This is a genomic window from Halobaculum sp. MBLA0147, assembly GCF_041361345.1.
Taxonomy (GTDB): domain Archaea; phylum Halobacteriota; class Halobacteria; order Halobacteriales; family Haloferacaceae; genus JAHENP01.
In genome coordinates, this window is the sequence record NZ_JBGKAD010000001.1 from 1,605,883 (window position 1) to 1,630,949 (window position 25,067).

Here is a 25,067-nt window from a genome sequence, read left to right on the forward strand (position 1 = left end):
GTGGAGACGACGGTCGGAGGCACCACACCGCTCGCGACCCGAACGTATCAAGTGGCCGCTGCGCGTACCGGAGACGACGACACGTGTCCGAACAACTCCCAGCGGTCGGGACGGTGTTCCTCCACGAGCGCGACGACGACTTCCTGGTGGTCGTCCAGTCGGACGGCGACCGGCGGCTCCGTGGCGTCCTCGAACTCAAGGAGACGGACGCCGGCCCGCGCCCGCGGAAGTTCCGCGTGAAGCGCGGCTCCGGCGAGGAACCCCGCCAGCCCGACCAGTTCGTCGAGTTGGTCCGCGCCGCCGACCGCATCCGCATCTCCGAGCAGACCGGCGCCGGCGCCCGCGACCGGCTGCAGGCGACACTCGACGCCTACCAACTGGAGGCGGTCCAGGTGCGGACCTGCCGGTACTGTGCCAACGCGGGGCGGTACTCCCCGATCACCGCCGACACCGCGGTGAAAGCCGACCGCGACTACATCTGTCGCGACTGCGCGAAGGAGGAACTCGACCGGGAACTCGCCTACAAGGGTGAGTTCACCAGCGCCGCCGCCGACCGCTTAGAGGAGTTGCTGTACGAGACGGGCGACCTCGAACGGATCACCAACCTCCTGCAGGGGAACCTCGACCCCGAGTTGACGAAGTTCGACACGATCTCGGCGACGGTCGACGAGGTCGACCCCGTCGCCACCGCCGATCTCGATCTGCACCCGGCGTTGGCCGACCGACTCACCGGGCGGTTCGAGGAACTGCTCCCGGTGCAGTCGCTGTCGGTGCGCAACGGCCTGTTGGACGGCGACGACCAGCTCGTCGTCTCCGCGACGGCGACCGGGAAGACGCTCGTCGGCGAACTCGCGGGGGTGAACCGGGCGTTGAACGGGAAGGGGAAGCTGTTGTTCCTCGTCCCGCTGGTGGCGCTGGCCAACCAGAAACACGAGGACTTCGAGGAGGAGTACGGCGACGTGGTGGACGTGACCCTCCGGGTGGGTGCCTCGCGGATCAACGACTCCGGCGAGCGGTTCGACCCGAGCGCGGACGTGATCGTCGGCACCTACGAGGGGATCGACCACGCGCTGCGGACCGGCAAGGACATGGGCGACGTGGGCACCGTCGTGATCGACGAGATCCACACCCTGAAGGAGGGTGAACGGGGCCACCGCCTCGACGGGATGATCTCGCGGCTGAAACACTACTGTGAGAGCCGTGGCACCGGCGCGCAGTGGGTGTATCTCTCGGCGACCGTTGGGAACCCGGAGTGGTTGGCCCAGCGGCTCCAGGCCCGTCTCGTCGAGTTCGAGGAGCGTCCGGTGCCGATCGAACGGCACGTCACCTTCGCGGACGCCCGCGAGAAGGTCCAAATCGAGAACCGACTGGTGAGTCGGGAGTTCGACGCGAAGTCTTCGAAGGGGTACCGCGGCCAGACCATCGTGTTCACCAACTCCAGACGGCGCTGTCACGAGATCAGTCGCAAACTGGACTACGACTCCGCGCCGTACCACGCGGGACTCGACTACGGAGAACGGAAACGGGTCGAGCGGCAGTTCGGCGACCAGGATCTGGCGGCGGTCGTCACCACGGCGGCGTTGGCCGCCGGGGTGGACTTCCCGGCCTCGCAGGTGATCTTCGACTCGCTGGCGATGGGGATCGAGTGGCTCTCCGTCCAGGAGTTCGAGCAGATGCTCGGCCGGGCCGGGCGGCCGGACTACCACGACGAGGGGAAGGTGTACGTCCTCGTCGAGCCGGACTGTACGTACCACAACTCGATGGAGATGACGGAAGACGAGGTGTCGTTCAAGCTCCTGAAGGGAGAGATGGAGGACGTGACGACGGTGTACGACGGGCCGGCCGCCGCCGAGGAGACGCTGGCGAACGTCACCGTCGCCGGAGAACGGGCCAAGCGACTCAACGACCGGATGATCGGCGACGTGCCGACGAAACACGCGGTCGGGAAGCTGCTGGAGTGGGGGTTCATCGACGGGCTCGAACCGACCGACCTCGGGCGGGCGGTGACGACACACTTCCTCGCACCGGACCAGGCGTTCCGGTTGCTCGACGGGATCAGACGGGGTGACGAGCCGTACCAGATCGTCGCGGACGAAGAGTTGGCCGACGAGGAGTTGTGAGTCGGGAGAGAGCGCGCCGCCCCACGGTAGTCGTCTCGTGTTCGGGGGAGGGCCGGAGCGTGTGAGTCCGGCCACGACCGCGACACGGACGACGGCGACCGTGGGGAACGACGGGCCGTCGCCGCTAGTGAGTACTGGTGACTGTCAGGATTTAACGTTAACTCCCCAGTTCGCAGTTCCGAGAGCCGGCGGCGGTGTGTCGAGTGGTGGCGGTGGGTCGCCGGGTGGCGTCGGTGGCCGGCCGTGGTGGTGTAGGCGGACAGACGACTGCGCGCGGGCAGGCAGGCGTGCACTCGGGCGGGCGGCGACTGGTGTGGGAGATCACCCACGAGCGGTGCGGTCGCGGAGGCGGGAGCGGTGCGGTCGCGGAGGCGGTGCGGTGCGGCCACCGCCAGCACACCGACCGCGAGCGCGCCCCGGGGCGCGCTCGCGGCCCTTTTTGGTCGAGCTTTTTTCCTCGGGTGGCCGCCGCAGGCGGCCACCCCGAGGAGTGAAAAAGGTCGGTTTATATCGACAGAACCGCCGTCACGATCTCCTTCGTCCCCATCGCGGTGAGTGCCCCGAGCCAGGTGAGGAGCACGAAGTGGAGGTAGGCGTTGGCCTTGTTCCCGCCGTCGATGGTGCGGATCATCACCGACGACAGCAGGGCGTTGAACAGGATGACGAGCAGCAGGAGGAACTCGATCAGCGGGATGTTGTACACACCCGCGTAGATGATCTGGCCGACGCTGCCGACGCTGGTGATGTTCAACTCCTCGGAGAAGTCCGCGAGGATGTTGACGACCTGGAGCCCGATGAAGAACGCGAACGAGGAGGCGGCCGTGATCCCGTACAACAGGCCGACGAGTGTCACCGTCGCCTGATCGCGCTGCTGGCGGAGCTGACACACCGTGGTCATGTTGTTCGAGATCAACTCACCCAACTGCTTGGGGTCGCCACCCATCGCGCGTCCCTGGAGGTACATCCCGGAGAACTTCTGGACGAGGTACGACCGCGTGTCGGAGGCGAAGCGGTACCACGCCATCTCCGGGTCGATCCGGATGTTCAGCCGGCGGTAGAGCCGGACGATGGCCGGGGTGAGCGAGCCGAAGTCCTTGCGGTGGAGCGTCTCCAACACGTCGCCGGTCGTGGACTGCTTGGCGCTCTCGGCGGCCCCCAGCGCACGGATGAACGAGGGGAACTGCGAGTCGCGGTCCTTGATCCGACTCTCCTCCATCCGGACGACGATCCCGGTGATCGCCATCGGGGTGATCGGCACCGCGATGTACATCGGCAGCGGGATGTCGTCCATGAAGAAGAGGATCCCACGGATCCCCGGCCCCATGTCGAAGACACCCATCCCCACGAACGCGATGGTGGCGAACGTCGCCAGGACGCCAGCCGCGAAGCTCCCGTACAACACCGGGTCGTTCGGGGCACCCTCCTCGCTGTGGAACCAGACGGGGTCGTACGGCGCCATCGCCCGGATGGCGATGTAGAACCCCAACTGGATCAGCATGAACAGGACGATCACCGCCGAGACGGTCAGCGTCGGGTTGTTGCCGGTGAGGATCGGCAGGACGATGGCGAACACCAACGCGAACGTCATCGACAGGATCATCGACATGTACAGGTCCTTCATCACGTCGAGGTTGTCGAGCGCCCCCTCGTACACCGTGATGTAGTTTTGAATGACGCTGTCCTGCTCCGACAGGAGGAACTCGCCGAGCTCCTGGCCGGCACCCATCGTGTACCCCAGCCGGTCGAAGAAGTCCGCGAAGTTGTCCGAGGGGACCTCCTGGGCGCGCCGTCGGAGCGCGTCGTCCAACGACTGGTTCCAGGTGTCGACGAGGTGGACGACCTGTGCCAACTCGTCGGCCGCGGCGTCGTACTCCTCCTCTTCGGCGAGCGTGCGGAAGATCTCCATCCGGTCGATGTTCGTCGTCGACAGGACGGTCATGTGGGTCATCACGAGGTGGAGTTTGTTCTCGATGGATACCTTCCGACTGTTGAGGTACAGCTTCGGGTAGATGGCAGCCGTCCCGAACACCAACCCACCCAGCCCGACGACCGGACCACGGATCATCATCGCCAGGTCCACGAACACGGCGACGAGGATCGTCGCGAGGAAGAAGACACCTGCGGGCACCAACACGTAGCCGACGTACTTCCGCCGCGAGATGTCGAGTTGGTCGTACGCGTCCGAGATCTCCTCGACCAAGTCGCCGACGGAGTTCGGCAGGAAGGTGTCCTCGCCGTCCACCTCCCCGACCTCGGTGCTCACGTGCCCACCTCCCGCGTGACACACGCACGACTCCTCGTCGCCTCCGAGCGCCGTCGCGTGTGTGCCCCGATCTCGATCACGTCACGACACCTCCAGTCGGACACGCGCGTCACCTCGTCGACCGGTGCATGTCGAAGGGGAGCCCCTCGACCCCGTCGCGCTGGAACGCCTCGATGGTCTCGTTGACCTCGTGGTACTCCAAGATCCCCTCTTGGATCATCCGTTCCATCAGCTCCGCCCGGAACTCCAAGTCGTCGTAGATGTCGCGGGTGTCGGCGTACCCCAGAAGCGTCGCGATCTGCTCTTCGAGCACGTAGGAGTTGTTCATCCCGCGGAACACGATCTCGTCTTCCACTGGGTCCCAGTCGAACACCTGCCGGGTGACGACCCCGTCCATCTCGTCGGAGTACCCCTCGATCTCCTGGACGCTCGTCACCCGGCGCAACACGTCGTCCCCCTGCTTGACACGGTTCTGGAACAGCGCCACGTCCGCGATCCCCATGAACGTCTCCGGGACGTTGATCGGGTCGGAGGTGAACCGCTGGATCATCGAGACGATGTCCGACGCGTGGAAGGTGAGCATCACCGGGTGCCCCGTCTGGGCGGCCTGGAACGCCATCCGCCCCTCGGCACCACGCACCTCCCCCACGATGATGTAGTCCGGGCGCGACCGCAGCGCCGCCGCGACCAGATCGAACATGTCCACGTCCGACCCCTCCTCCTCGCCGCCGTCCTCGCGGGTGAGCAACTGCTGCCAGGTGCTGTGTGGCGGGACGACCTCCGCGGTGTCCTCCGCGGTGTAGATCTTCGAGTCCCGCGGGATGAACGACAGCGAGGAGTTCAGCGTCGTCGTCTTCCCCGAGGCCGTCTCCCCGACGACGAACACCGTCTGCTCGTTCTCCAGACACAGCCAGAGGTACGCCGCCAGCTTCGGCGACAGCGTCCCCCACTTCGTGATCTGGTTGATCGACAGCGGCGTGTCCTCGCTCTGGCGGATGGTGAGCGACGACCCCTTCAGCGACACGTCGTCGGAGTAGATGATGTTGATACGCGACCCGTCCGGTAGCGTACTGTCGACGATGGGGTTCGAGTCGGACACCGGATCCCCCATCCGCTCGCCCATGTTCCGGAGCCAGTTGTCGAACTCCTCGGGCGTCCCGAAGTCCACGGTCGTCTCCAACATCCCGAAGACGGCGTGGTCCACGTGACACTCACTGGGGCCGATCACGTGGATGTCCTCGTTGGCCGGGTCCCGCATGATCGGTTCGAGTGGGCCGAACCCGACGATGTCGCGGTTGAGCCGGTAGCGGATGTTCTCGTACATCTGTCGGGACACCGCCATCTGGCCCCAGTTGCGGACTCGGTCGAGGGCGCCGACGCCCGCCGACTCGTCCTCGATGACCGTCACCTCCTCCAGCAACTCCTCGATCAGGTCGTCGTACTCACCCTCGTCTTCGGGTGCCGGCGCGTGGCCGGACTTCCGCAGCAGTTCGTCTTTGACCCCCTCCAGCACCTCCTCCTCGCCACCCGACAGTGTCGGCTCGATGGCGTAGTAGGTGGTGTCCTGTCCGTAGTCGCCGTACACGTGGACGAAGATCGGACCACCGACCGGGTACAACAGGTTCGGTCGCCGGACCTCGTGTTCGTCGTCCGGCTCCTCGACGAACATCGGGTACTCTCCGGTGATCTGTTTGAACTTCTGGAGGTGCTCCCGGAGGTGCGGGCGACGCATCGCGAGCTCTTGGAGTTGGCTCGACGGGTTCGCGTTGCCTTGCTCGGTCATGTCGTGTCACCTCGTTGCCGTGTCCGCTCGTCTGAGCGTCTCCGTGTCGCCTCGTCGGACCGTCGCCGTGTCCGCTCCCGCGACGGTCGGTCCGTGGCACGTCCCACCACACGACGACGGTACGCCGGCCGTCGTGGCCGGGCGCGTGCTCGCCGAGCGACGGGTGTGGACGCGCACGGGTCTCACGCCACCGTCCGCGACTCGATGACGATTCCCGTGCCGGAGCGGACGGAGAACCCGATGTTGTCCCCCACCTGGCTCCCCATCCCGGCGAACCGCTTCACCGAGATACTCCGGCGCACGTCGTTGCCGACCTCTACCATCTGCAGCTCCAAGAACACGTCGGCGATCGATCGGAACGGCCCGATCGCCTCCTCGCCGACCGCCGAGGGGTCGACCGTCAACACGACCGTCTTGCCCTGCGAGATCAGGTCGCGGTAGAACGAGATGATCTCCAGGGCAGCCTGTCGCTCCTCGTTCTGCCGGACCAGCGCCTCGAAGGTCGGGTCGTTCCGGAGGATGGAGTCGAACGTGTCGATGAAGATCACGTCCGAGTCCCACATCACCTCGGCGTCCATCAGCCGCTTGAGCAGTTCCATCCGGTCGCCGTCGTCGTCGGAGAAGGCCCCGCCGGTGTCGAAGTCCGCCGCGAGGAACAACAGGTCCTCCTCCAACAGCGGCTTCGTCACGTCGTAGTCCAGCGAGTGCATCTGGTCGATGAACCCCGAGACGGTCAGCTCCGTCGACAGCAAGGTCACCTGTGCACCCTCCTGGACGAGTCCGTAGCTCATCCGCTGGGTGATCGCCGACTTCCCGGCACCGTAGTCACCCTCCATCAGGACGATACTCCCGCGGGGGATGCCGCCACCCAGCTCCTTGTTGAGCTGGTCTCTGTCCGGCATCCCGATCGACAACAGGTTCGACTGTGCGTTTCTGCTACTCATGGTTGGGTCCTGAACTCGAACAGTTCCTCGTCACCGCGGACGACGATCTTGATCCTGTGGGCGGTGTCGGCCGCCAACGGCTGGTCGATCTCCAAGCTGACGACGCCGCCGCGCGTCCAGCCGGGGCCACCCGACTCGACGGTCACGGTGAAGTCGGTGACGTAGGTCCCGTTGACCAACACCTCGACGGCGTCGCTACTCGCCGGGAGGTCCGACGACCCCGTGTTGCGGACGAGCAGCGTCACGTTACCGGTCCCGGAGTCGTACACAGTCCCCGGCGAGCCGGCGTCGGAGATGATCGCCACGTCCGCCCGCACCTCGTTGGACACGTCCAGCGACCGCGCCGACAGCGAGTCGCTCACGCGGTCGACCTGGGTGGTGAGCGTCCCCGCGACGGAGGCCGCCACGACCAGTGCCGCGATGAACAGGATCATCTCGGAGACGGAGGCACCGGCCATCGTTACGTCACCACCCGTACCGGTTTCGCGCCGCTGACGCCGTAGTCGACGACGACGACGACACGGTCTTTCTCGTTGGCGAAGTCCACACTGAAGTTCGCCGTCTCACCCGGGAGCCACGTCTCTCGCTCGACGCCGTCGATCGTCCCGGTGGGGTTCGTCGCTTCGCCGTCCACCAGCAGGTTCACCGCCTCGAGATCCAGTGTCGTCGTCCCGGTGTTCGTCACGTTCACTTCAACCCTCTTGCCGGTGTAGTACACCGCTCGCGTGACGTTGATCTCGGTGTTCTTCTCGGCGAGGGCGTTGTCACGAGCGGCCTGCTGTGCGTCCGTCACCCGCTCGGTCCCGTTCGCCACGGCCGGGTACAGCGAGCCGGCGGCGACGAACACGCCGAGGAAGATCACGGCCGCGGAGGCGCTATGGCTGATTCCCATGGCGACCCTCCGAGAGCTGAGGCCACCGGTCGAGCACGACCGACTCCGCGGTCGCGTTCGTGAGCTGCATGATGTACTTCAGACTCTGGGTGTGGTGCTGGAGGTCCAGCTTCGCGGTGCCCGGACGGTCGATGAGGTTGCGGTCGATCTCCCCGAACCCGGAGAGGAACGACTTCAACTGCTCTGCCACCTCCGGCGAGAGCCACTCGACGCGCTCGTAGTAGTTGATCGCGCGGACGGCGTCGGTGGTGTCGCCTTCCTCGACGAGGTACTCCAGCCACTCCATCACGACCAGGTCCCCGACGTAGTCGCCGGGCAACTGGCGGAGGTACGGCTTCTCGCGGTCCCCCGAGAGGTTCTGGCCGTCGACGAACTCGAAGCTCTCGTCGCCACCCTGCGCCTGCGTCGGGTCGGTCTGGCGAGCGGTGTCGGCCGGCTCGGTCGCCGGTTCCGGCTCCGCGGCGGACTCGAACCCGTCGTCGGCGCCGAACTCCTCGCCGGGCCCGTCGTCCATCTCGTCCATCCCGCCGAGCGGGTCGTCCCCGTCGTCTTCGGGAATCCCCAAGTCGTCGTCCATCGGTGCCTCGTCCATCTCGTCGAGTCCGTCGTCGGCCTCCTCCTCGGGCTCCTCGCCCTCCTCGGCCCACTCTGCGTCACCGGACTCGTACTCGTCTTTCAGTTCGCTGAAGCTCTTGCCGTTTGAGTCGCTCGCCATGGTGTCGTCCTCCTCTGTGTCGTCTTCGTCGTCCGATTCCCCGAACTCGTCGAACGCGTCGTCCTCGTCGTCGAGATCGTCGAACTCGCCGTCGAGGTCGTCCTCGAACGCCGCGTCCGCCTCGTCCTCGTCGTCCGTCTCGTCCTCGTCGTCCATCGCGAACTCGTCTTCGGGCTCCTCGACCGGGTCCTCCTCCGCGAGGTCCTCGTCGAAGAACCCCTCGGCGTCGGCGTCGGCCACGTCGTCGTCGAGCCCGTCGTCGGACCCCTCCTCGTCGTCGTCGTCGAACAGTCCGAACGAGGAGCCGTCACCCATCTCGCCGCCACCCATCCCGCCGCCGCCCCCTTCGTCGACGAACGGGTTGATCCCGCGGGTGACCATCTCGTAGATGTCCAGCAGGTTCCGGACGTCCTCGGCGATGTCCTCGACCTGCTCGGAGATCTCCTCGTTCTCCGACCGGACCGTGTTGACCGTCGAGGAGAGGTTCGCGACCTCGTTCTCGAGTTCGTCGACGCGGTTGGCCAACTCGGCCGTCTGGTCGTCCTCGTCCTCGGCGAAGGGATCGTCCTCGAAGTCGCCCCCCATCCCGCCGAGGTCGCCGAGGTCGTCACCACCACCGTCGCCGCCGTCGTCCATCCCGCCGAGGGCACCACCGCCGCCGCCCCCGCCGTCATCGCCGCCCAAGCCACCGCCACCGCCGCCACCGCCACCGAGGCCACCGCCACCCCCGTCGTCGTCGTCGAGCAGGGACCCGCCACCGCCGTCGGCGGCCTCGTCTTCCTCGCGGAAGCGGTCGAGCAGGCTGCTCCCGAGGAGTCCCAGCGAGGCCAGGAGCCACGCCTCACCCCACGGAACCGCGCTCCCCGCCTCCGGCAGTACAGTGAGGAGACTCATTACCGAACACTCTCTCCGTCGCTCCACTTAATACCTCCCCGTCGGTTATCGGACCCGATAATAGACCGCCTGCGGGCGGACGGCGGCGAAGTGCCGTGTCGTCGAGGTGGTTCGGTTATCACGTCTGATTCTCTGTGGTGCAGGGCAGTCACGACGTGTCACTCCCGTCGCCGTCTTCCGCCGCGTCCGACCCCTCGCCGTCCGGGACCGTCGGGTGGTCGGACTGGTGAGACGTGGTCGGCGTGCCGGGGTGCGTGTCGTGACCGTCGTCGCGACGCTCCGTTCCGTCCGTCGTCGGTCCCGCGTCCGGGGACGGTCCACCGTCGACAGACGACTCCGCGTTCGGACTCGCTTCGGCGGTGTCGTCGGACTGTGCGTCGTAGTCCACCGGGACGCCCTCGTCGACGGTGCTCGGCCCGGTCGGAGCCGCCACGGGGTCGCCGTCGCGTGCCGGCCGGTCGGCGTCGACGGATCGGTACGCCCGACGGTACCGGCCGAGTTTCCGGAGCAACAGCGCACCGAACAGGCCGTCGTACAGGAGGATGTACGCGAAGCTCGCGACCAGCGGCGGGAGGCCGAGCACCTCGAAGGCCGTCGAGCCGATGCCGACGGTGCTGTTGTAGATCGCGTGGATCACCGCCGCGATCAACAACCCCTTGACGACGATGGGTCCGCGGTGGTCGGGGTTGAACTTCGCCAGCCCGAGGTAGTAGCCCGCGAACGCCGAGTAGATCACGTGTCCGGGGCCGGCGAGCGCCCGCGTGGCGGTGATCTGTGCGCCGGCGCCGAACACGGCCAGTCCCGTCCCGAGTTCCGACCCCATCAGCCCCCGCTCGATGTACAGCGCGTTCTCGATGAACGCGAACCCGAGCCCGGCTGCGGCGCCGTACACCGCGCCGTCGAGGACAGCGTCGAACCGCTCGTCGCGGTAGGCGTACAGCCGTACCGCCAACAGCTTCACCGTCTCCTCGACCGGCCCGACGAACAGGAAGAAGAACGCGACGAGCCCGAGGAACCCGAACTGTGTGAACAGTCCCTGTGTCGCGCCGTTGAGGACGGCCGCGAACGTGGCGGTGATCACGCTCAACAGGAACGTCCCGAACAACAGTGTCGCCGGTTCGCGGCTCACGTCCGAGCGGTAGACGTACACGGCCAGTCCGAACGCCGGCAGCGCCGACAGCGCCGTGAGGACGCCGACGGCCGGGTCCGTCACCGCCGAGAACCCGCCGATCCCGAGCAGCAACAGCGATCCGCCGAGGATCACGATCCACCGCGCGCTCGCCGAGAGGAGGCGGTAGACCGCCACGGCGAACCCGTCGAGTCGGCTCCGTTCCTCCCACGTCGCGATCTCGTAGAGATCCACGTCGTCGCGCGCGTCGCTGGACCGTTCGACGGGGTCGCTCGTCTCCTCGGACGACATATCTCGATCGTCGGACCCCGCCCGGGTAACGTTTTGCCCCGGTCGTGTGGCGTGTCCCGTCACGGTCGCCGTCTCCGAGAGCGTGCGACACCGTTTAACTGCTCGCCCACCTCTACTCTCGTATGGACTGGGAGACCGACTGGGGCCTCCGCACGCGGATGGTCGTGGTCGTCGTGTTACTCGCCGCCCTGTACGCCGGGTTCCTCGGGGCACTGACGCTGTACGGCGTCAACCTGTTCGGGATCGTGCTCGGCATGGGGCTGTTCATGGCCGCACAGTTGTTCTTCAGCGACCGGCTCGCGCTGTACTCGATGGGCGCCCACGAGGTGTCCGAACAGGAGTACCCGGAGCTCCACCGGAAACTCACCCGGCTGAGCCAGCAGGCGGACCTGCCGAAGCCGACGGTCGCCGTGGCGGACACGCGCGTCCCGAACGCGTTCGCGGCCGGGCGGTCGAAGTCGAACGCGACCGTCTGTGTCACGCAGGGGCTGCTCCGCACGCTGGACGACGAAGAGCTGGAGGGTGTGCTCGCGCACGAACTCGCCCACGTGAAGAACCGCGACGTGGCGATCATGACGATCGCGTCGTTCCTCTCGACGATCGCGTTCCTGGTCGTCCGCTGGGGGTGGCTGTTCGCCGGGGGCGACGAACGACAGGGTGGAGGGGGTGCGATCGTCGCCATCGTCGCCTCGTTCGTCGTGTGGATCCTCTCGTTCCTGCTGATCCGGGCGCTGTCGCGGTACCGCGAGTTCGCGGCCGACCGCGGCGGCGCGGCGATCACCGGGAAGCCCGGCGCGCTCGCGTCCGCGTTGGTCACCATCGACGGCCGGATGGACAAGGTGCCCGACGACGACCTCCGGGGGCAGTCGGAGATGAACGCGTTCTTCGTCATCCCGATCCGGAAGGGCGTGATCGGGAAGGTGTTCGCCACCCACCCGTCGACGGAGAAGCGCGTCGAGCGACTCCAGGAGTTGGAGAAGGAGATGGAGACGCGGTAGGGCGCCTGCCCCGCCGCGAGACTGGCACGCGGACACCGACCGCTCCGGTACCCGTAGTTCTTACACGGTGCCGGTCGCTCGTCCGGGCGTGACCGACACAGACGACGAGACGACCGGCACGGACGACGATTCGACGACCGGTACGGACGATCCGACGGCCGGTACGGACGACGAGACGACCGGTACGGACGATCCGACGACCGGTACGGACGGCGACGCGACGAGCGACCCCGACGACACCGCCGCCGACTTCCGCGACCACGTCGGGACGACGGGGGAGCGACCGGAGACGGACGACGACCTCTACGGGATGACGTGGCCGGAGGCCGGCGACGCACTGCTCACGGCAGACGCGGCAGTCCTCCCGACCGGGAGCGTCGAACAACACGCGAGACACCTCCCGGTGTCCGTCGACTCGCTCCGTGCGGACCACCTCTCCGCGGAGTTGTGCGAGGCGGCCGCCGCCCACGACCTCGCGTTCGTCCGGCTCTCGGTGTTCTCGTACGGCTACTCCGAACACCACATGGCGTTCCCGGGGACGGTGACGCTGTCGCAAGACACCTACCGCGACGCGGTGATCGAGATCGGCGCGTCGCTGGCCGACCACGGCGTCGACCGACTCCTCCTGCTCAACTGCCACGGCGGCAACCGCGAGCCGCTGTCGATGGCCGTCGACCGTCTCGGCCGCGACCACGACGTGACGACACACCTGCTCCACTGGACGGACTTCGCCCGCGACGCGTTGGAGGAGGAGTTCGGCGACGAGTGGGGCCACGCCGGCGACCACGAGACGAGTGTCGTCGAGTTGTTCCGGCCGGAGCTGGTCCGCGAGACAGAGACGGAGCCACAGGACACCCGCTCGTTCCCGCAGACGCGGACGTACCGCTACTTCGACGACGTGACCGAGCAGGGTGGGTTGGGCGACCCGACGAACGGCGACCCCGCCGCCGTCGCCGAGATCGTCTCGGAGACGACCGACGAGATTCTGAGGGCGTTACGGGAGGATATCGAGAACGGCTGGTGAGTGTCGTCGGCCACGGGGGTCGGACCGAGTCGCCGCGTGTCTCGGCGCTGTCACTCTACCGGCGGAGGAGCGATCGACGACTCCCGTCACCGTGAGACGACGTGTCGACGGGTGGCGCAAAGCGGTCGTACGCGGGCACAGGCGACCCGGACCACTCCTCGGAGACCGGTGTGATCGTGATCGGTGGTGGATCGACGGGGACGGGTGTGGTCCGCGTCCACCGTGTGATCACCACCCACGCTCGACACGCACGAAGATCGGGGGAATCACCCGACGGGGCGTCGAGGACGCCGGAGCGTCCAGACGATCTCGTCGATCACGTTCGTGAGGAACGCCTCGGTCACTCGTCCCTGCCACGGGTCTTCGATGGCGTCGTACCCCGCCGGGGCACGTACGTTCGACAGGCGAGGTGTGTGTAACGAGAGCGGGAGGACGTACGACTGTCTCGGGGTGCCACCGTACTCCCAGTACTCGTCGCGGAGCGGGTGTGCGACCCCGTGGTCCGTCGTCGTGACCGTCGCCCCGACGAACTGCTCCTCGTCGAACGGGTGGGTTCGTCTGCTCACGACGAGGAACAGCCGTTCGAGTCCGTCACCGGTCTTGAACGGATCGGCAGTCCACACCACGTCGCCAGCCTCGTACCGACGGTCTGTCGACATCAGTTCGCGTCGTCTGGCGGCTCACTCGGGTGGGCCCGGTCCGGTTGTGCCTCGCTCCACGCCTCGGCGTCCGACTCACTCTCGACGGTCGCGTCGTGTGTCTCGGCGAGACGAGAGAGGGAGTCGGCGAATCGACTGTCGCGGACGAGTCGGTCGTGGTCCGACGTGATCGCCCAGTAGTCTCCCCTGTGTCGGACGAGACCGCGATCCTTCAACCGAGTGAGGTTCGTCCCGACTGTGTTCGGTTCTCTACCGATCGCCTCGGCGATCTCCCCACGGGTGAAGGCGGCGTCACGGTTCCGGTAGAGGAACTCGACGATCACCTCGCTCGTGGGTCGAGTCGTCTGCTCGGAGACGGCTTCGAACTCTTCGATAGCGATTGGCACACGTTCGAGTCGGTCGTGCGGTCGTAAGAGTGTACTGGTGTGCTGTCTCGATCTCTGGTCGACGACATCGTACACGGTGCACACTGTGGGACGACAGCGACGGCGTTCTGCCGGCGTCGTCGCGACACCCGTCAGTGATGGGACACTGTACGGGTGTACTGTCGTACCCTCGTGTACCGAGTTCGACGGACGAACCTCACGACGGCATCTCGGAGAGCACGGACGAAGGAGGCCGTAGACGATGTAGTCGAGCCGGGCGAACGGGACCGTTCGCGAGGGTGCCGGACGGTGTCTGTCGGTGGACACCGACGGCGAGACGACGAGAAGTCGTACCCCTACGCACCCAACAGCGCGTCGCGCACGTCGCCGATCTGTGCGCCCTCGACGACGATGGCGAGGCGGTCGCCGGCCTCGATCTCGGTGCCTGGCAGCGGGATGGTGAGCGACTCGCGCTCGCGGCCGTGAGCGTAGATCCGCGCGCCGTCGACGGAGAGGTCGTTGACGCGGCGACCGACGACGGGGGCGTCCTCGGTCACGGTGACGGTGGTCAACTGGAGGTCCTCCGTCAACTCGCCGATGGCGTTGAAGTTCCCCCCGAGCAGTGCGGTCTTCGCCCCCGCGGCACCGAGCCGTTCGGGGTAGATCACCTCGTCGACGGAGGCCTCGTACTCGTCGTAGATCTCGTCGGGTACGTCCTCCGAGAGCCGCATCACGGTCCGGCAGCCGTACTCCTTCCCGAGCGAACAGATCTCGAAGTTCGTCGTCGGGTTCCCCGTGAGTCCGGCGACCGCGTCGGCGTCCTCGATGCCCGCCTCCTCCAGGACACTCGGGTTCGAGGCGTCGCCCTCGACGACGGTGAACCCGCGTTCGCGGGCTGTCTCGGCCTTCTCCGGCACGTTCTCTACCAGTGTCACGTCGTGGCCCTCCTCGTCGAGGACGCGTGCAGTGCGCGATCCGACGCGACCGTAGCCGGCGATGACGACTCGCATACTCGCAGGTGACGCTGGGTGGTACTAAAAAGAGTGGGTCGCGGGGCGCGTCGCGTCTGGTGTGCTCGTGTTGGAAAGAGTGGTGGGTTCACACGTGATCGAGAGCACAAAACACACTACAGACGAGACCGAGGCCGGGGGTGTGCGACGGAGATCGGTTCTCGCGGCCGCAGTCGGAGTGTCGCTCTCGGGGTGTCTGAGTGTGTTCGGCGGGGACGACGGGTCACCCACGCCGACGGCGAGCGAGCGGCCGAGCCCCACGCCGACCGCCACCGAGTCACCGACGCCGAGCGACACGCCGACGGACACGGACTCGTCCACGCCGACCGACGCCGAGCCGGAGACCGACGACCCGACGGCGACACCGCTGTGTCCCGGTGACGGGGGACGGCGGGTCCCGTTCGGAACGACCGTTCGGTTCGACGGCTGGGCCGTGACGATCCAGTCGCTGGAGTTCACACAGACGTACCGACTGGAAGACGAACCGGGGACACAGCGGACCGCCGACGGCGAGCAGTTGGTGATCGTCGAGGGTGAGATCACCAACGACACCGCCGACGAGCGCACGTGGTGGTTCGACTCCGGTGTGACGCTGATCCTCCCCGGGTGTGTCACCGACGACTACCAGTTCCGGCCCAGGATAGGCACGGGTGATTACTACGATCGAGTTCGAGCGGTGAAGCTCGAACGCGTCGGTCACCTCGACCAGTTCCTACCGGAGGTCGGCTACGAGCTCGACGCGAGGGAGACGGGACCACTCTGGAACGTGGCGACGATCGACGCCGACCTCGAGCGATCGGACCTCGAGATCGGCGTGAACTACGGGCCCGACGTCGAGTCGACGCGGTGGGTGCCGGAGCTGTCGGGGTGACACTCCCCCGCGGTTTTTCACCGCTCGCCTCCCACCGTCGTGTATGGGACTGTTCGACGGCGTGAAGGCCGCCTTGGGGATCAAGGCGGAGGCGGACGCGACGAGAGCGGCCGACCCCGAGGACCTGTTCGGGATGAGTACGGCGTACGTGACGATGTACGCGGACCTCGACTTCGAGTCCGTCGGGGAGGCGGCGCTGTGTTTCTCCGGGGTGGACTCGACGGACTTCTCGGACACCGTCGACGAGGTGGCGGACCTGCTCCACGCCGGCGAGGAGGAGACCGGGACGAGCTTCGCGTTCCACAGCGACAGTCACGGCTACGAGTGGGTGGTGCTCGAGGACGACGACGAGGAGGACCTGGTCACGTCGATCCACTTCGCGGCCGACACCTTCGTCGAACGCGGCTACGGCTCCCGGCTGCTGGCGGCCGTCTTCGGGTTCGAGCGACCGGACGGGGACCGAGCCTACTGGATCTACTCCTTCCGCCGAGGTGCGTACTACCCGTTCGCGCCGCGGAACGGCGACCGCGACGGGCAACTCGAGTTCAAGCTGGAGTCGGTCCTCGACGGCGAGTTGGACGTGGAGTCGGACAAGGAGTACTGGTACGCGCTGTGGCCCGACCGGGCCGGCGGACACCCCTGGGAGTAGCCGCGCCGACGGGGAGAGTTCACCGAGCGGCGACGGCGACGGCGAGAACCAGAAGAGGTTTCCTCGCGCGCGGTCCGCGTTACGGGTGTAAGCTACCACGGCCTGAAGGCCGTGGCATTTCCCCCATGATGGGTTTCCAACCACCGACCTGCGACAGACCGTGGCGGACTGCACCACGCCGGTTCTGCCAGAGCGAACTGTGTGGTTCTCTCGGGCGTACTCTCACCAGGCTTTATCCGGTGAGGAGCGCTGGCGTGTCGCGTCGCTTTAATTCAGCGTGGACTCACACACGTCGCGCCACCGAATTGGCGGGCGGAGCGGTGTGGTCGGCGTCCCGCTGTTCGGGGCTGGCCTACGACAGCCCCTCCGAAGCGTCCAGTTTGGCCACCTCGGAGTGTAACCGAATGTACACACGAATGACACTAAAATCACACGGAAGCCAGTATAGCGCGGTAAACACAGCAAGTGGAAGCCCGTGTCGGCTTCCTCCCACCCCTGAACGGGTGGGTATCCGCCTTGCATCTCTATGAGTCGGGCTTCGCCAGACAACGTCTTGTTCGTCGTCCTCGACACGGTCCGGAAGGACCGCCTGGGGCCGTACGGCTACGAGCCGGACACGACCCCGGGACTCGACGCCTTCGCGGCCGAGTCGGACGTGACCGTCTTCGAGGAGGCGGTCGCACCCGCGCCGTGGACGCTCCCGGTTCACGCCTCGCTGTTCACCGGGATGTACCCCAGCCACCACGGCGCCGACCAGGAGAACCCCTACCTGGAGGGGGCGACGACGCTCGCGGAGTCGCTCTCCCGCGAGGGGTACGCGACGGCGTGTTACTCCTCGAACGCCTGGATCACGCCGTACACCCACCTCACGGACGGGTTCGACGATCAGGACAACTTCTTCCAGGTGATGCCCGGCGACCTGCTGTCGGGGCCGCTGGCGAAGGCTTGGAAGACGATGAACGACAACGAGACGCTGCGGACCGTCGCCGACAAACTCGTCTCGCTGGGGAACGTCGCCCACGAGTACTTCGCCTCCGGCGAGGGGTCGGACTCGAAGACGCCGGCGGTGATCGACCGGACGCAGTCGTTCGTCGACGACGCCGAGGCGAGCGGGGACGACTGGTTCGCGTTCGTCAACCTGATGGACGCACACCTCCCGTACCACCCGCCGGACGAGTACGCCGAGGAGTTCGCACCCGGCGTCGACTCGACGGAGGTGTGTCAGAACTCCAAGGAGTTCAACGCCGGCGCACGCGACATCGACGTCGACGAGTGGGAGGCGATCGAGGGGCTGTACGACGCGGAGATCGCCCACATCGACGCCCAGTTGACGCGGCTGTTCGACTGGCTCCGCGAGACGGACCGCTGGGACGACACGGCGGTCGTCGTCTGTGCGGACCACGGCGAACTCCACGGGGAACACGGGCTGTACGGTCACGAGTTCTGTCTGTACGACCAGCTCGTGAACGTCCCGCTGCTGGTGAAACACCCGGAGATCGACGGGGACCGCCGCGAGGACACCGTCGAGTTGCTGGACCTGTACCACACGGTGTTGGACACCCTCGACGTGACCGCGGGGGTACCGGTGGCGCCCGACGAGGACAGCGTCCCGCTGGACCGCACTCGGTCGCTGTTGGCCGACGACTACCGGGCGTTCGCGGACGCGACGGAGCCGGATCCGGGCCAGGCGGCGGCCGTCGACGGCGAACACGGGTTCGTTGAGTACTCCCGGCCCGTGGTCGAGTTGAAGCAGTTGGAGGAGAAGGCGAGCGCGGCCGGCGTCGCCTTACCCGAGGACTCGCGGTTCTACTCGCGGATGCGTGCCGCCCGTGGGACGGCCGGCAAGTACGTCCGGATCACGCGGATCGACGACGAGGCGTTCCGACTCGACGAGGACCCGGACGAGACGGAGAACCTCGCCGACGGCGACGATCCGGTGATCGAAGAGACGGAGTCGCGGCTCGCGGCCTTCGAGGAGGCGGTCGGCGGCGCCTGGACCGAACCGGACGACGCGGACGTGTCCGACGACTCGCTGGACCAGATGGACGACGAGGCGCGCGAACGGCTCCAAGACCTCGGGTACGTTGAGTGAGGTGGCGGCGACTACGACGACCCGACGGAGCCCGGTATCGACCGGGACGACCCGACGACGCGCGACGACGGACCGGACCGTTTTACCACCGGACGCCGTAGAGGAGCCCGTGACACGCGCTCCGTCGGATCGCCGTGGAACACGCTGGGGGGGTCGTCCGTGACCGACCGCGAGCGACGCGAGAGCGACGAGGGTGACGGGTCACGACGAGAGTCCAGTGGCGAGCGAGGGCGAGACTCGGACGCAGAACGGCGACGAGACGCGGACGAGCAGCGACGAGACGCGGACGAGCGACGGCGAGAATCAGACGAGCAGCGGCGACGAGATTCGGACGGCCAGCGGCGAGAGTCCGACGAACGGCGGCGACGAACGACGAGCGACGGCGACAGACGAGAGCGGGGAGCCGACAGACACGCGGAGGACGCACGTCGGCGCGAGCGGCGAGACCGACGGCGCGACCGACCGGCCGAGGGACCGTCGCGGACGGGCGGAGAACGGTCACCCGTCGACCCGGGCAGTGGGGGGACGAGGGAGGAACGGACCTACGACCTCGGACGCGCAGACGAGGTCGGCGCCGGCGCCCGGCGCGGTAGTGGCGACGGTGACGGGCGAGCAAGTGGCGACAGTGACGGACGTGCGAGTGGCGACGGTGACGGACGTGCGAGTGGCGACGGTGACGGGCGGACAGGCGGGGCTGGCGAGCGACGACCGGACAGAGGTGACGACCGGCAGGCGGCGAGCGGTGGGAGACAGTCGGAGCCAGTCGGCAGAGAGCAGCGGACGGGGCGAGACGACGACGGCCAGTTGGACGAGCGCCTCTCCGAGGCGCTCGACGCGGCGCGTGCTGCCGACACCGGTGGCAGGTCGAGCGACTCCCGACGAGAGAGCCGCGAACGGCCACCCGACTCGGGAGCGGAGTCGAACGACGAGCGACGGGAGGGTGCGTCCGAGCCCCGGCGACGAGACGACGACCGGCAGCAGAGGGAAGCGGAACGCGGGCGATCCGACGCTCCGTCTCGCGAGTCAGCGACACCCGAGTCGACGACCGATCGGTCGGAGCGGCCCGTCGAGGGTGATGGCGACGCCAGCCGCGCACAGCCTGGTGGTGACGATGGACGCGCACAGCCTGGTGGTGACACCGGCCGCGCACAGCGAGAGGATAGAGACACCGCACCGGCGACGGAGTCGGACCGGACGAGACGGCGCGGCGGCGGCGAGACGGCCGATCCCGTCGACCGCGTGTCGGCACGGGGCCACGACGCGGCGCTCGTGAGCGCGTTCGAACACGAGGGGTACGCCTGCGAACTCGGGCGGATCGGAGACGTGTTCTACGGGTTCGTCTCGGTGCCGCCGGAGCTCGATCGGCTCCAACTCCTGTGGGAACTCGACGTGCCGGGAGAGTTCAGCTACGGGCCCGACGCCGACGGCTGGGTCGGCTTCGACACCCGGTCCGTCGATCGCGAGTTGGACCCCCGCGAGGCGGCGATGGCCGTCGCGGGACTCGCCGCGCAGGTCGCCGACCGCGGGCGATCCGCGCCGCGGTGAGACGCCCCCTCACGGTAGTGAGACGGGCGAACGTTCGCTCGCTACGTGTCACTCCGTGTAGCCTCGCCCGGCCGGCGCGTCGGGCACGTCGCGACGTTCGACCGGGAGGTCGAGGGCGTCGAGAGCGGCCTCGACGTGGTCGTCGTCGACGAAGTCGTCGTCGGCGGCGACGCGTTCCGACTGGGCGTGTGCGAGCACCTCGGCGCGGCGGTCGTCCGGGATGGCGTACTTGTCGACGACCAACTCGATCGTGAGCCCGTTGTGGTCCGTCGTGTACAGCGCGTGGAACGCACCGCGGTCGTACTCGCTGTAGCCGTACCCGCCGTCTGCGAGTCGCTCGCGGACGGCGTCGAGCCGCTCGTGGTCGATCCGGAAGGCGAGGTGGTGGACGGCGCCGACGCCCGGCTCCTGATCCGCCGGCTCGGAGTCGCGCGACTCGTCGACGAAGAACGTCACCAGTCGGCCGTCGCCGCTGTCGAAGAAGAGGTGGGTCACCTCCGGCCGGTCGAGGTTCGGCTGTCGGAGCACGAGTCGCATCCCGAGCACGTCGCGGTAGAACGCGACCGTGTCGTCCGCGTTCGAGCCGACGAGTGTCACGTGGTCCGTCCCGGTCGTCTGAACGGTCGTGTCCGGCGGCGACGCCGAGACCGGCGGGCCGTCAGTGTCGGTCGATCGCTCGGCTCCCGTCTGGGCCTCGTCCGCGGTGTCGGAGTCCGTGTTCGTCACATCACTCCTACGAGCGGGACGCACTTAGCAACCCGCGGGACCGGGACACAAGCAGGTGACACGAGTGTCACCGGGCTGGGAGAGTGTCGTCGAGAACTGGGTCGTCTCCGTCGGGATCGACGGTGCAGAGGGCGTCTGTGTGGAGGGTGACGGCGCGGGGTCGTGTGCCGTGTCGGATTCGTCGGGTGAGGTCGGGTGTCGGGGCCCGGATCGGGAGTCCGGGCGTCGGGTGGGGTCGGGTGTCGGGCGTGGAGGGGGACCGCGGCGGGGTCGGGTGGAGGGCTCGCGTCGCGGGGACCGGTGGAGGGCGGGGAGCGTCCCGCGTGTCAGTGACCGTGTCCGACGACGAGCGAGACCGCGTTGAGCGTCATCAGCCCCAGCAGCGTCGGGATCTGCTGGGCGGTCAACCCGCTGGCCAACAGCGGGAGGTACACCAACGGCACCAACGCCGCCGTCCAGAAGGCGACGGCGCGCACGGGTGCCGCCAGCGTGGTGCGGTCGAGTGTCGGGACGCGCTCGCTCGTCGCCGCCCCGAGGGAGGGCAGTGCTCGCGTCGCGGTGCGGACCAACGTCGTCGGGGTGTCGGAGGTAGACACGGTGGATCGCTCCACCCGATCCCTGGACTGGCACCCCCGTATAAGGGGTCGTTCGTTGCCGGAGATTCGGGTGTCTTTCCACCGACTCACGTGATTTTACGGCCGGTTCTCCACGACGACCGACTCTTTACGAACAGTTCGGAGGCAGTTAGACAGTTTACGCTTCGATCTGAGTGCGTCTCGTCGTGTCGGTCGTACACCCGCAGAGGTGACCGGGATCACGCCCGAGCCCGCGAGTACATCGGTGGTCGGACGGCTCGGGCGACGAGCGCGCGGTCGACCGGCGTCGCCGGACCGGGGAGAACGACCGTCGAGTGAGCGACCGCCGAGAGAACAAGCGTGGGGAGAGTGCCCCGTAGGTGTCGACCGGGACCGGGCGCTCAGGGGTCGAGATCGGCCCAGTCGATCAGGGGTCGAGGTCGGCCCAGTCGATCAGGGGTCGAGGTCGGCCCAGTCGATCAGGCCCTCTTCGAGTGCGTACCGGACGCGCTCGTCGAGCGGCGTGTCCGCCCAGTCGTCCGGGCGTTGCTCCTCGGGGATGCCCTCGACCACGTCGGTCAGCGACTCGTTGAGGAACCGGCCGTTCGTCCCACACTCGTCACAAGTCCGGACGAGGTACTTCACGCGGTAGTCCCGCTCGACGGGGGTCGTGCACTCCGGACAGACGTACGTCTCGCTGCTCACACGCGACACACGGGACCGAACGTACTCGGGTCTTTGGATTCGGGGGTCGCCACGGGGAGGGAGCCGGCGGCCGCCGCAGCAGCCGTCACCGGACGCAGTCGACGGACCGACGCGGTGAAACCGACGGCGACCGTACCGGTCCACGATGGAGATTCGGTTCCTGGGCGGGGCACGCGAGGTCGGGCGGAGTGCCCTCCTGGTCGACGACACGCTCCTCCTCGACTACGGAATGAAGGCGGACACGCCGCCCTCGTACCCCGTCGCCAGCGCCCGGCAGGTAGACCCAGACGCGGTGGTCGTCTCACACGGTCACCTCGACCACGTCGGTGCCGTTCCGGCGCTGCTCTCGGGGACCGACCGGCCGCCGATCCACTGGACGCCGCCGACACGGCAGCTCACGCGCCGACTCGCACGCGACACGCTGAAACTCCACGGCAACAGTCCGCAGTGTCCGTTCGGCGAGGAGTCCGTCCGCCGACTCGGCGAGGTGTCCGTCGAACACGGCTACCGCGAGTCGTTCACCGCGGCGGGGTACGAGGTGACGTTCTTCGACGCCGGCCACATCCCCGGGAGCGCACACGTCCTCGTCGACGACGGCGACACCCGACTGCTGTACACCGGCGACTTCCACACGGACGACCAGCGACTCGTCGCCGGGACGACGGCACGCCCGGACGCCGACGTGGTGGTGTGCGAGAGCACCTACGCCGGCGTCTCGCACGACCCCCGGGAACACGTCGAGGAGCGGTTCCTCGACCGCGTGCAGACGACGATCTGGGAGGGCGGGACGGTGATCGTCCCGGCGTTCGCCATCGGGCGGACACAGGAGATGTTGCTCGTCTGTGCGAGCGCAGACGTGCCGTGTTACGTCGACGGGATGGGCGTGGAGGTGACGGCGATGCTCCGGCGACACCCGGAGTACGTCCGGGACCCGGACGCACTCGACCGGGCAGCGGGGCACGCACGCGAGGTGACCGGCCGCGACGGGCAGCGGCGACGGATCGCCGACCAACCCGTCGCGGTCGTCACCACCAGCGGGATGCTCTCGGGCGGGCCGGCGATGACGTACGTGCCGGCGGTCCGCGCGAACCCGACGAACCAGATCGCACTCACGGGCTACCAGGTCGCCGGGACACCCGGTCGGGAACTGTTGGAGACCGGGAGTGCGGAGATCGACGGCCGGATGCTCCGGGTCAGCGCCCGCGTCGATCAGTTCGACTTCTCGGCACACGCCGACGAGGCCGGGATCAGGTCGTTCCTCGACGCCTACCGCGACGCGACCGTCCTCGTCAACCACGGCGACGACTGTGTCGCGTTCGCCGACACGCTCCGCGAGGACGGCTACACCGCCTCGGCCCCGGAGTTGGGCGAGACGGTGACCGTGTAGCCGAGCGTCTCCGACGGAACCGCCGTAGCCGACGCCGGATGCTTATACCGTATCGTGGGGGCAGTCTGTCCACGATGTCCGACGTGGGGTTCGCTGCGAGGAAACTCGTCGAAGTCGAGACGGTCCGCACCCAGCTCACGGAGAGACGGATCGAGGTGGTCGGGAAGGCACGTGCCTGTGCCGAGTCGTACGACACGCCGTACGCCGGGAAGCGAGAGATCTGGCGAGATCTGAACGACTTCGAGTGGTCGCTGTACCAGTTTACCAGTTTGCTCCACATGCTGGGGGAAGTTCTCGCGACGATTCGAGACCAGTGTGGCGTACGATTGTCAGAGGCACGTCCGATCAGACACGCCGTCCCGCGTCTGATCGGACTGCGGCACTGTATCCACCACAACGGACTCGTTGGAGCACAGGTGGCGAGTGCCGAAGGGTTGCCACACCCGGTGGTCGGGATTCCACTCGAGAGCGTCGAGAGACACGGGTCGTGGGGCGGGGGGAACCCGAGCTTCGAGACGTTCTTTCACTCTGCGGACGACCTGCTCGTCGTTCGACCGATCGTCGAGAACAGCGAGACGCGGTACCTGGCTCCAGTCGAAGAGACCGTGGCCGGTGTCGAAGAGCGGTACGGTGAGGACGAACTCCAGCGTGTAGCGTCGAACGTCGAGATCTACGACCGATCGGAGTCGGACGGCTGATCGAACGCGTCGTCGTCCGCGACTCGGTCGTCGTAGAACGTCAACTGGATCCGTCCGACGTCGTCGGCGCTCACCGACTCCGGGAGTTCGTGATCACGAGCCGTGGACGCCTTGGTGCGAGACGACTCCATCGTGTGTCGGGTTGCCGTCGGTACAGTATAAATCTGTTCGGGGTTGTGAGATCTACGTCTCGTCGGCCGACTCTGCGCCGATCCGTCGCCACTCGGCCTCCTCGATCCGCGCCACGTCCTGGAGCACGTCCGGGTGGTCCTCGGCGTACTCCAGCGCCGACTCGATCTCGGCGCGCGTCAGCTCGGAGTAGATCCCGTCGCGGAGTTGTGCGACCGTCCGGCCGCGTTCGTGTTTCGCGTAGACGTAGTGGACCGCGACGCGGTGGCCGTCGATCCGGGGTTTCCCGTCCAAGACACCGTCCGTACAGACGATCCGCACGGTCTCGCCGTCTCGGAGGTACGTCTCCTCCGGGTACTCGAACGACGGCTCCAGGGGGTCTCCCACGCCACCGTCTGTCGCGACCCCGTCGTTCACCGCCGCGCCGTCACCGGTCGCCGCCGTCTCGTCACTGGCTGCAGTCGCCTCGCCGGGCGCCGCCGCCTCGTCACTGGCTGCAGTCGCCTCGCCGGGCGCCGACTCGTCGGTGGACGCCGCGTCCGCTACCACCGTGTCGTCGCCGGGGCTGTCGGGGGTGTTCGTCACGGATCAGTGTACGTGTGC

Annotated in this window: 23 protein-coding genes and 1 pseudogene; 9 read left to right on the forward strand and 15 right to left on the reverse strand. The window is 67.6% G+C overall.

Annotation, left to right across the window (positions count from 1 at the left end; all coding sequences use genetic code 11):
- The first annotated feature begins 83 nt into the window (after window positions 1-83).
- Window positions 84-2,120 (forward strand): DEAD/DEAH box helicase, encoded by a 2,037-nt coding sequence (locus RYH80_RS07595; protein WP_370903250.1) that lies wholly within the window; start codon window positions 84-86, stop codon window positions 2,118-2,120.
- 505 nt (window positions 2,121-2,625) lie between these two features.
- Here RYH80_RS07595 and arlJ read toward each other — a convergent pair.
- From arlJ to RYH80_RS07630, 7 genes and pseudogenes are all read right to left on the reverse strand, one after another.
- Window positions 2,626-4,362 (reverse strand): archaellar assembly protein ArlJ/FlaJ, encoded by a 1,737-nt coding sequence (gene arlJ, locus RYH80_RS07600; protein WP_370904683.1) that lies wholly within the window; start codon window positions 4,360-4,362, stop codon window positions 2,626-2,628.
- A gap of 130 nt (window positions 4,363-4,492) precedes the next feature.
- The gene (gene flaI, locus RYH80_RS07605; RefSeq protein WP_370903251.1) at window positions 4,493-6,166 is read right to left on the reverse strand and encodes an archaellum flagellar ATPase motor FlaI; all 1,674 of its coding nucleotides are present in this window, start codon (window positions 6,164-6,166) and stop codon (window positions 4,493-4,495) included.
- Window positions 6,167-6,348: 182 nt separating this feature from the next.
- A complete protein-coding gene (gene arlH / locus RYH80_RS07610; protein ID WP_370903252.1) occupies window positions 6,349-7,110 on the reverse strand; it encodes an archaellum protein ArlH in 762 nt (253 codons plus the stop codon).
- Complete coding sequence (gene arlG, locus RYH80_RS07615) at window positions 7,107-7,568, reverse strand: archaellum stator protein ArlG (protein ID WP_370903253.1); 462 nt, start codon at window positions 7,566-7,568, stop codon at window positions 7,107-7,109. The genes arlH and arlG overlap by 4 nt, the downstream gene beginning before the upstream one ends.
- Before the next feature lie 2 nt (window positions 7,569-7,570).
- Window positions 7,571-8,002, reverse strand: coding sequence for an archaellum stator protein ArlF (arlF, locus tag RYH80_RS07620; protein ID WP_370903254.1), 432 nt, complete (start codon window positions 8,000-8,002; stop codon window positions 7,571-7,573).
- Window positions 7,986-9,611, reverse strand: a complete 1,626-nt coding sequence (locus RYH80_RS07625; RefSeq protein WP_370903255.1) for a FlaD/FlaE family flagellar protein — start codon at window positions 9,609-9,611, stop codon at window positions 7,986-7,988. The genes arlF and RYH80_RS07625 overlap by 17 nt, the downstream gene beginning before the upstream one ends.
- 448 nt (window positions 9,612-10,059) lie before the next feature.
- Window positions 10,060-11,031, reverse strand: a pseudogene (locus tag RYH80_RS07630) (PrsW family intramembrane metalloprotease); the annotation flags it as partial.
- Between the two features lie 122 nt (window positions 11,032-11,153).
- Here RYH80_RS07630 and htpX point away from each other — a divergent pair.
- On the forward strand, window positions 11,154-12,029 hold the full coding sequence (htpX, locus tag RYH80_RS07635) for a zinc metalloprotease HtpX (RefSeq protein ID WP_370903256.1): 876 nt from the start codon (window positions 11,154-11,156) through the stop codon (window positions 12,027-12,029).
- A gap of 310 nt (window positions 12,030-12,339) precedes the next feature.
- Window positions 12,340-13,053 (forward strand): creatininase family protein, encoded by a 714-nt coding sequence (locus RYH80_RS07640; protein WP_370904684.1) that lies wholly within the window; start codon window positions 12,340-12,342, stop codon window positions 13,051-13,053.
- A gap of 266 nt (window positions 13,054-13,319) precedes the next feature.
- Here the strand turns inward: RYH80_RS07640 and RYH80_RS07645 are convergent, their stop codons facing one another.
- From RYH80_RS07645 to RYH80_RS07655, 3 genes are all read right to left on the reverse strand, one after another.
- Window positions 13,320-13,712, reverse strand: a complete 393-nt coding sequence (locus RYH80_RS07645; RefSeq protein WP_370903257.1) for a hypothetical protein — start codon at window positions 13,710-13,712, stop codon at window positions 13,320-13,322.
- Complete coding sequence (locus RYH80_RS07650; protein ID WP_370903258.1) at window positions 13,712-14,098, reverse strand: hypothetical protein; 387 nt, start codon at window positions 14,096-14,098, stop codon at window positions 13,712-13,714. Before RYH80_RS07650 ends, RYH80_RS07645 begins: the two co-directional genes overlap by 1 nt.
- Window positions 14,099-14,433: 335 nt before the next feature.
- Complete coding sequence (locus RYH80_RS07655; protein WP_370903259.1) at window positions 14,434-15,087, reverse strand: potassium channel family protein; 654 nt, start codon at window positions 15,085-15,087, stop codon at window positions 14,434-14,436.
- 142 nt (window positions 15,088-15,229) lie between these two features.
- Here RYH80_RS07655 and RYH80_RS07660 point away from each other — a divergent pair, with 142 nt between their 5' ends.
- The 4 genes from RYH80_RS07660 to RYH80_RS07675 all read left to right on the forward strand — a co-directional run bounded on the left by RYH80_RS07660 (window position 15,230) and on the right by RYH80_RS07675 (window position 20,244).
- Window positions 15,230-15,958, forward strand: a complete 729-nt coding sequence (locus tag RYH80_RS07660; protein WP_370903260.1) for a hypothetical protein — start codon at window positions 15,230-15,232, stop codon at window positions 15,956-15,958.
- A gap of 43 nt (window positions 15,959-16,001) precedes the next feature.
- Window positions 16,002-16,607: a PspA-associated protein PspAB gene (gene pspAB, locus RYH80_RS07665; RefSeq protein ID WP_370903261.1), complete on the forward strand. Its 606-nt coding sequence runs from the start codon at window positions 16,002-16,004 to the stop codon at window positions 16,605-16,607.
- Between the two features lie 526 nt (window positions 16,608-17,133).
- Window positions 17,134-18,699 (forward strand): sulfatase, encoded by a 1,566-nt coding sequence (locus tag RYH80_RS07670; RefSeq protein ID WP_370903262.1) that lies wholly within the window; start codon window positions 17,134-17,136, stop codon window positions 18,697-18,699.
- Window positions 18,700-18,858: 159 nt separating this feature from the next.
- Window positions 18,859-20,244 carry a hypothetical protein gene (locus tag RYH80_RS07675; protein ID WP_370903263.1) on the forward strand — a complete coding sequence of 462 codons (1,386 nt, stop codon included), beginning with the start codon at window positions 18,859-18,861 and terminating at the stop codon, window positions 20,242-20,244.
- A gap of 48 nt (window positions 20,245-20,292) precedes the next feature.
- Here the strand turns inward: RYH80_RS07675 and RYH80_RS07680 are convergent, their stop codons facing one another.
- The 3 genes from RYH80_RS07680 to RYH80_RS07690 form a co-directional block, all read right to left on the reverse strand.
- A complete protein-coding gene (locus RYH80_RS07680) occupies window positions 20,293-20,970 on the reverse strand; it encodes a VOC family protein (RefSeq protein WP_370903264.1) in 678 nt (225 codons plus the stop codon).
- Window positions 20,971-21,296: 326 nt separating this feature from the next.
- Entirely contained in the window at window positions 21,297-21,581 is a 285-nt protein-coding gene (locus tag RYH80_RS07685) for a DUF8028 family protein (protein ID WP_370903265.1), read from the reverse strand.
- A gap of 417 nt (window positions 21,582-21,998) precedes the next feature.
- Window positions 21,999-22,250: a hypothetical protein gene (locus tag RYH80_RS07690; RefSeq protein WP_370903266.1), complete on the reverse strand. Its 252-nt coding sequence runs from the start codon at window positions 22,248-22,250 to the stop codon at window positions 21,999-22,001.
- 145 nt (window positions 22,251-22,395) lie between these two features.
- Between RYH80_RS07690 and RYH80_RS07695 the strand changes: the two genes are divergently transcribed.
- Together RYH80_RS07695 and RYH80_RS07700 are read left to right on the forward strand one after the other, a co-directional pair.
- Window positions 22,396-23,637 carry an MBL fold metallo-hydrolase gene (locus tag RYH80_RS07695; RefSeq protein WP_370903267.1) on the forward strand — a complete coding sequence of 414 codons (1,242 nt, stop codon included), beginning with the start codon at window positions 22,396-22,398 and terminating at the stop codon, window positions 23,635-23,637.
- 74 nt (window positions 23,638-23,711) lie between these two features.
- The gene (locus RYH80_RS07700; protein WP_370903268.1) at window positions 23,712-24,335 is read left to right on the forward strand and encodes a hypothetical protein; all 624 of its coding nucleotides are present in this window, start codon (window positions 23,712-23,714) and stop codon (window positions 24,333-24,335) included.
- On the opposite strand, the gene RYH80_RS07705 is transcribed toward RYH80_RS07700, so the two are convergent.
- Window positions 24,308-24,466, reverse strand: coding sequence for a hypothetical protein (locus tag RYH80_RS07705; RefSeq protein ID WP_370903269.1), 159 nt, complete (start codon window positions 24,464-24,466; stop codon window positions 24,308-24,310). The genes RYH80_RS07700 and RYH80_RS07705 overlap by 28 nt on opposite strands.
- A gap of 52 nt (window positions 24,467-24,518) precedes the next feature.
- On the reverse strand, window positions 24,519-25,049 hold the full coding sequence (locus RYH80_RS07710; protein WP_370903270.1) for a DUF433 domain-containing protein: 531 nt from the start codon (window positions 25,047-25,049) through the stop codon (window positions 24,519-24,521).
- Between the last annotated feature and the right edge of the window lie 18 nt (window positions 25,050-25,067).

Coding starts and splice junctions, on each gene's coding strand:
- flaI (WP_370903251.1), bottom strand. CDS start 6,166: ATGACCGAGCAAGGCAACGCGAACCCGTCGAGCCAACTCCAAGAGCTC.
- arlH (WP_370903252.1), bottom strand. CDS start 7,110: ATGAGTAGCAGAAACGCACAGTCGAACCTGTTGTCGATCGGGATGCCG.
- arlG (WP_370903253.1), bottom strand. CDS start 7,568: ATGGCCGGTGCCTCCGTCTCCGAGATGATCCTGTTCATCGCGGCACTG.
- arlF (WP_370903254.1), bottom strand. CDS start 8,002: ATGGGAATCAGCCATAGCGCCTCCGCGGCCGTGATCTTCCTCGGCGTG.
- RYH80_RS07625 (WP_370903255.1), bottom strand. CDS start 9,611: ATGAGTCTCCTCACTGTACTGCCGGAGGCGGGGAGCGCGGTTCCGTGG.
- htpX (WP_370903256.1), top strand. CDS start 11,154: ATGGACTGGGAGACCGACTGGGGCCTCCGCACGCGGATGGTCGTGGTC.
- RYH80_RS07640 (WP_370904684.1), top strand. CDS start 12,340: ATGACGTGGCCGGAGGCCGGCGACGCACTGCTCACGGCAGACGCGGCA.
- RYH80_RS07645 (WP_370903257.1), bottom strand. CDS start 13,712: ATGTCGACAGACCGTCGGTACGAGGCTGGCGACGTGGTGTGGACTGCC.
- RYH80_RS07655 (WP_370903259.1), bottom strand. CDS start 15,087: ATGCGAGTCGTCATCGCCGGCTACGGTCGCGTCGGATCGCGCACTGCA.
- pspAB (WP_370903261.1), top strand. CDS start 16,002: ATGGGACTGTTCGACGGCGTGAAGGCCGCCTTGGGGATCAAGGCGGAG.
- RYH80_RS07670 (WP_370903262.1), top strand. CDS start 17,134: ATGAGTCGGGCTTCGCCAGACAACGTCTTGTTCGTCGTCCTCGACACG.
- RYH80_RS07695 (WP_370903267.1), top strand. CDS start 22,396: ATGGAGATTCGGTTCCTGGGCGGGGCACGCGAGGTCGGGCGGAGTGCC.
- RYH80_RS07700 (WP_370903268.1), top strand. CDS start 23,712: ATGTCCGACGTGGGGTTCGCTGCGAGGAAACTCGTCGAAGTCGAGACG.
- RYH80_RS07705 (WP_370903269.1), bottom strand. CDS start 24,466: ATGGAGTCGTCTCGCACCAAGGCGTCCACGGCTCGTGATCACGAACTC.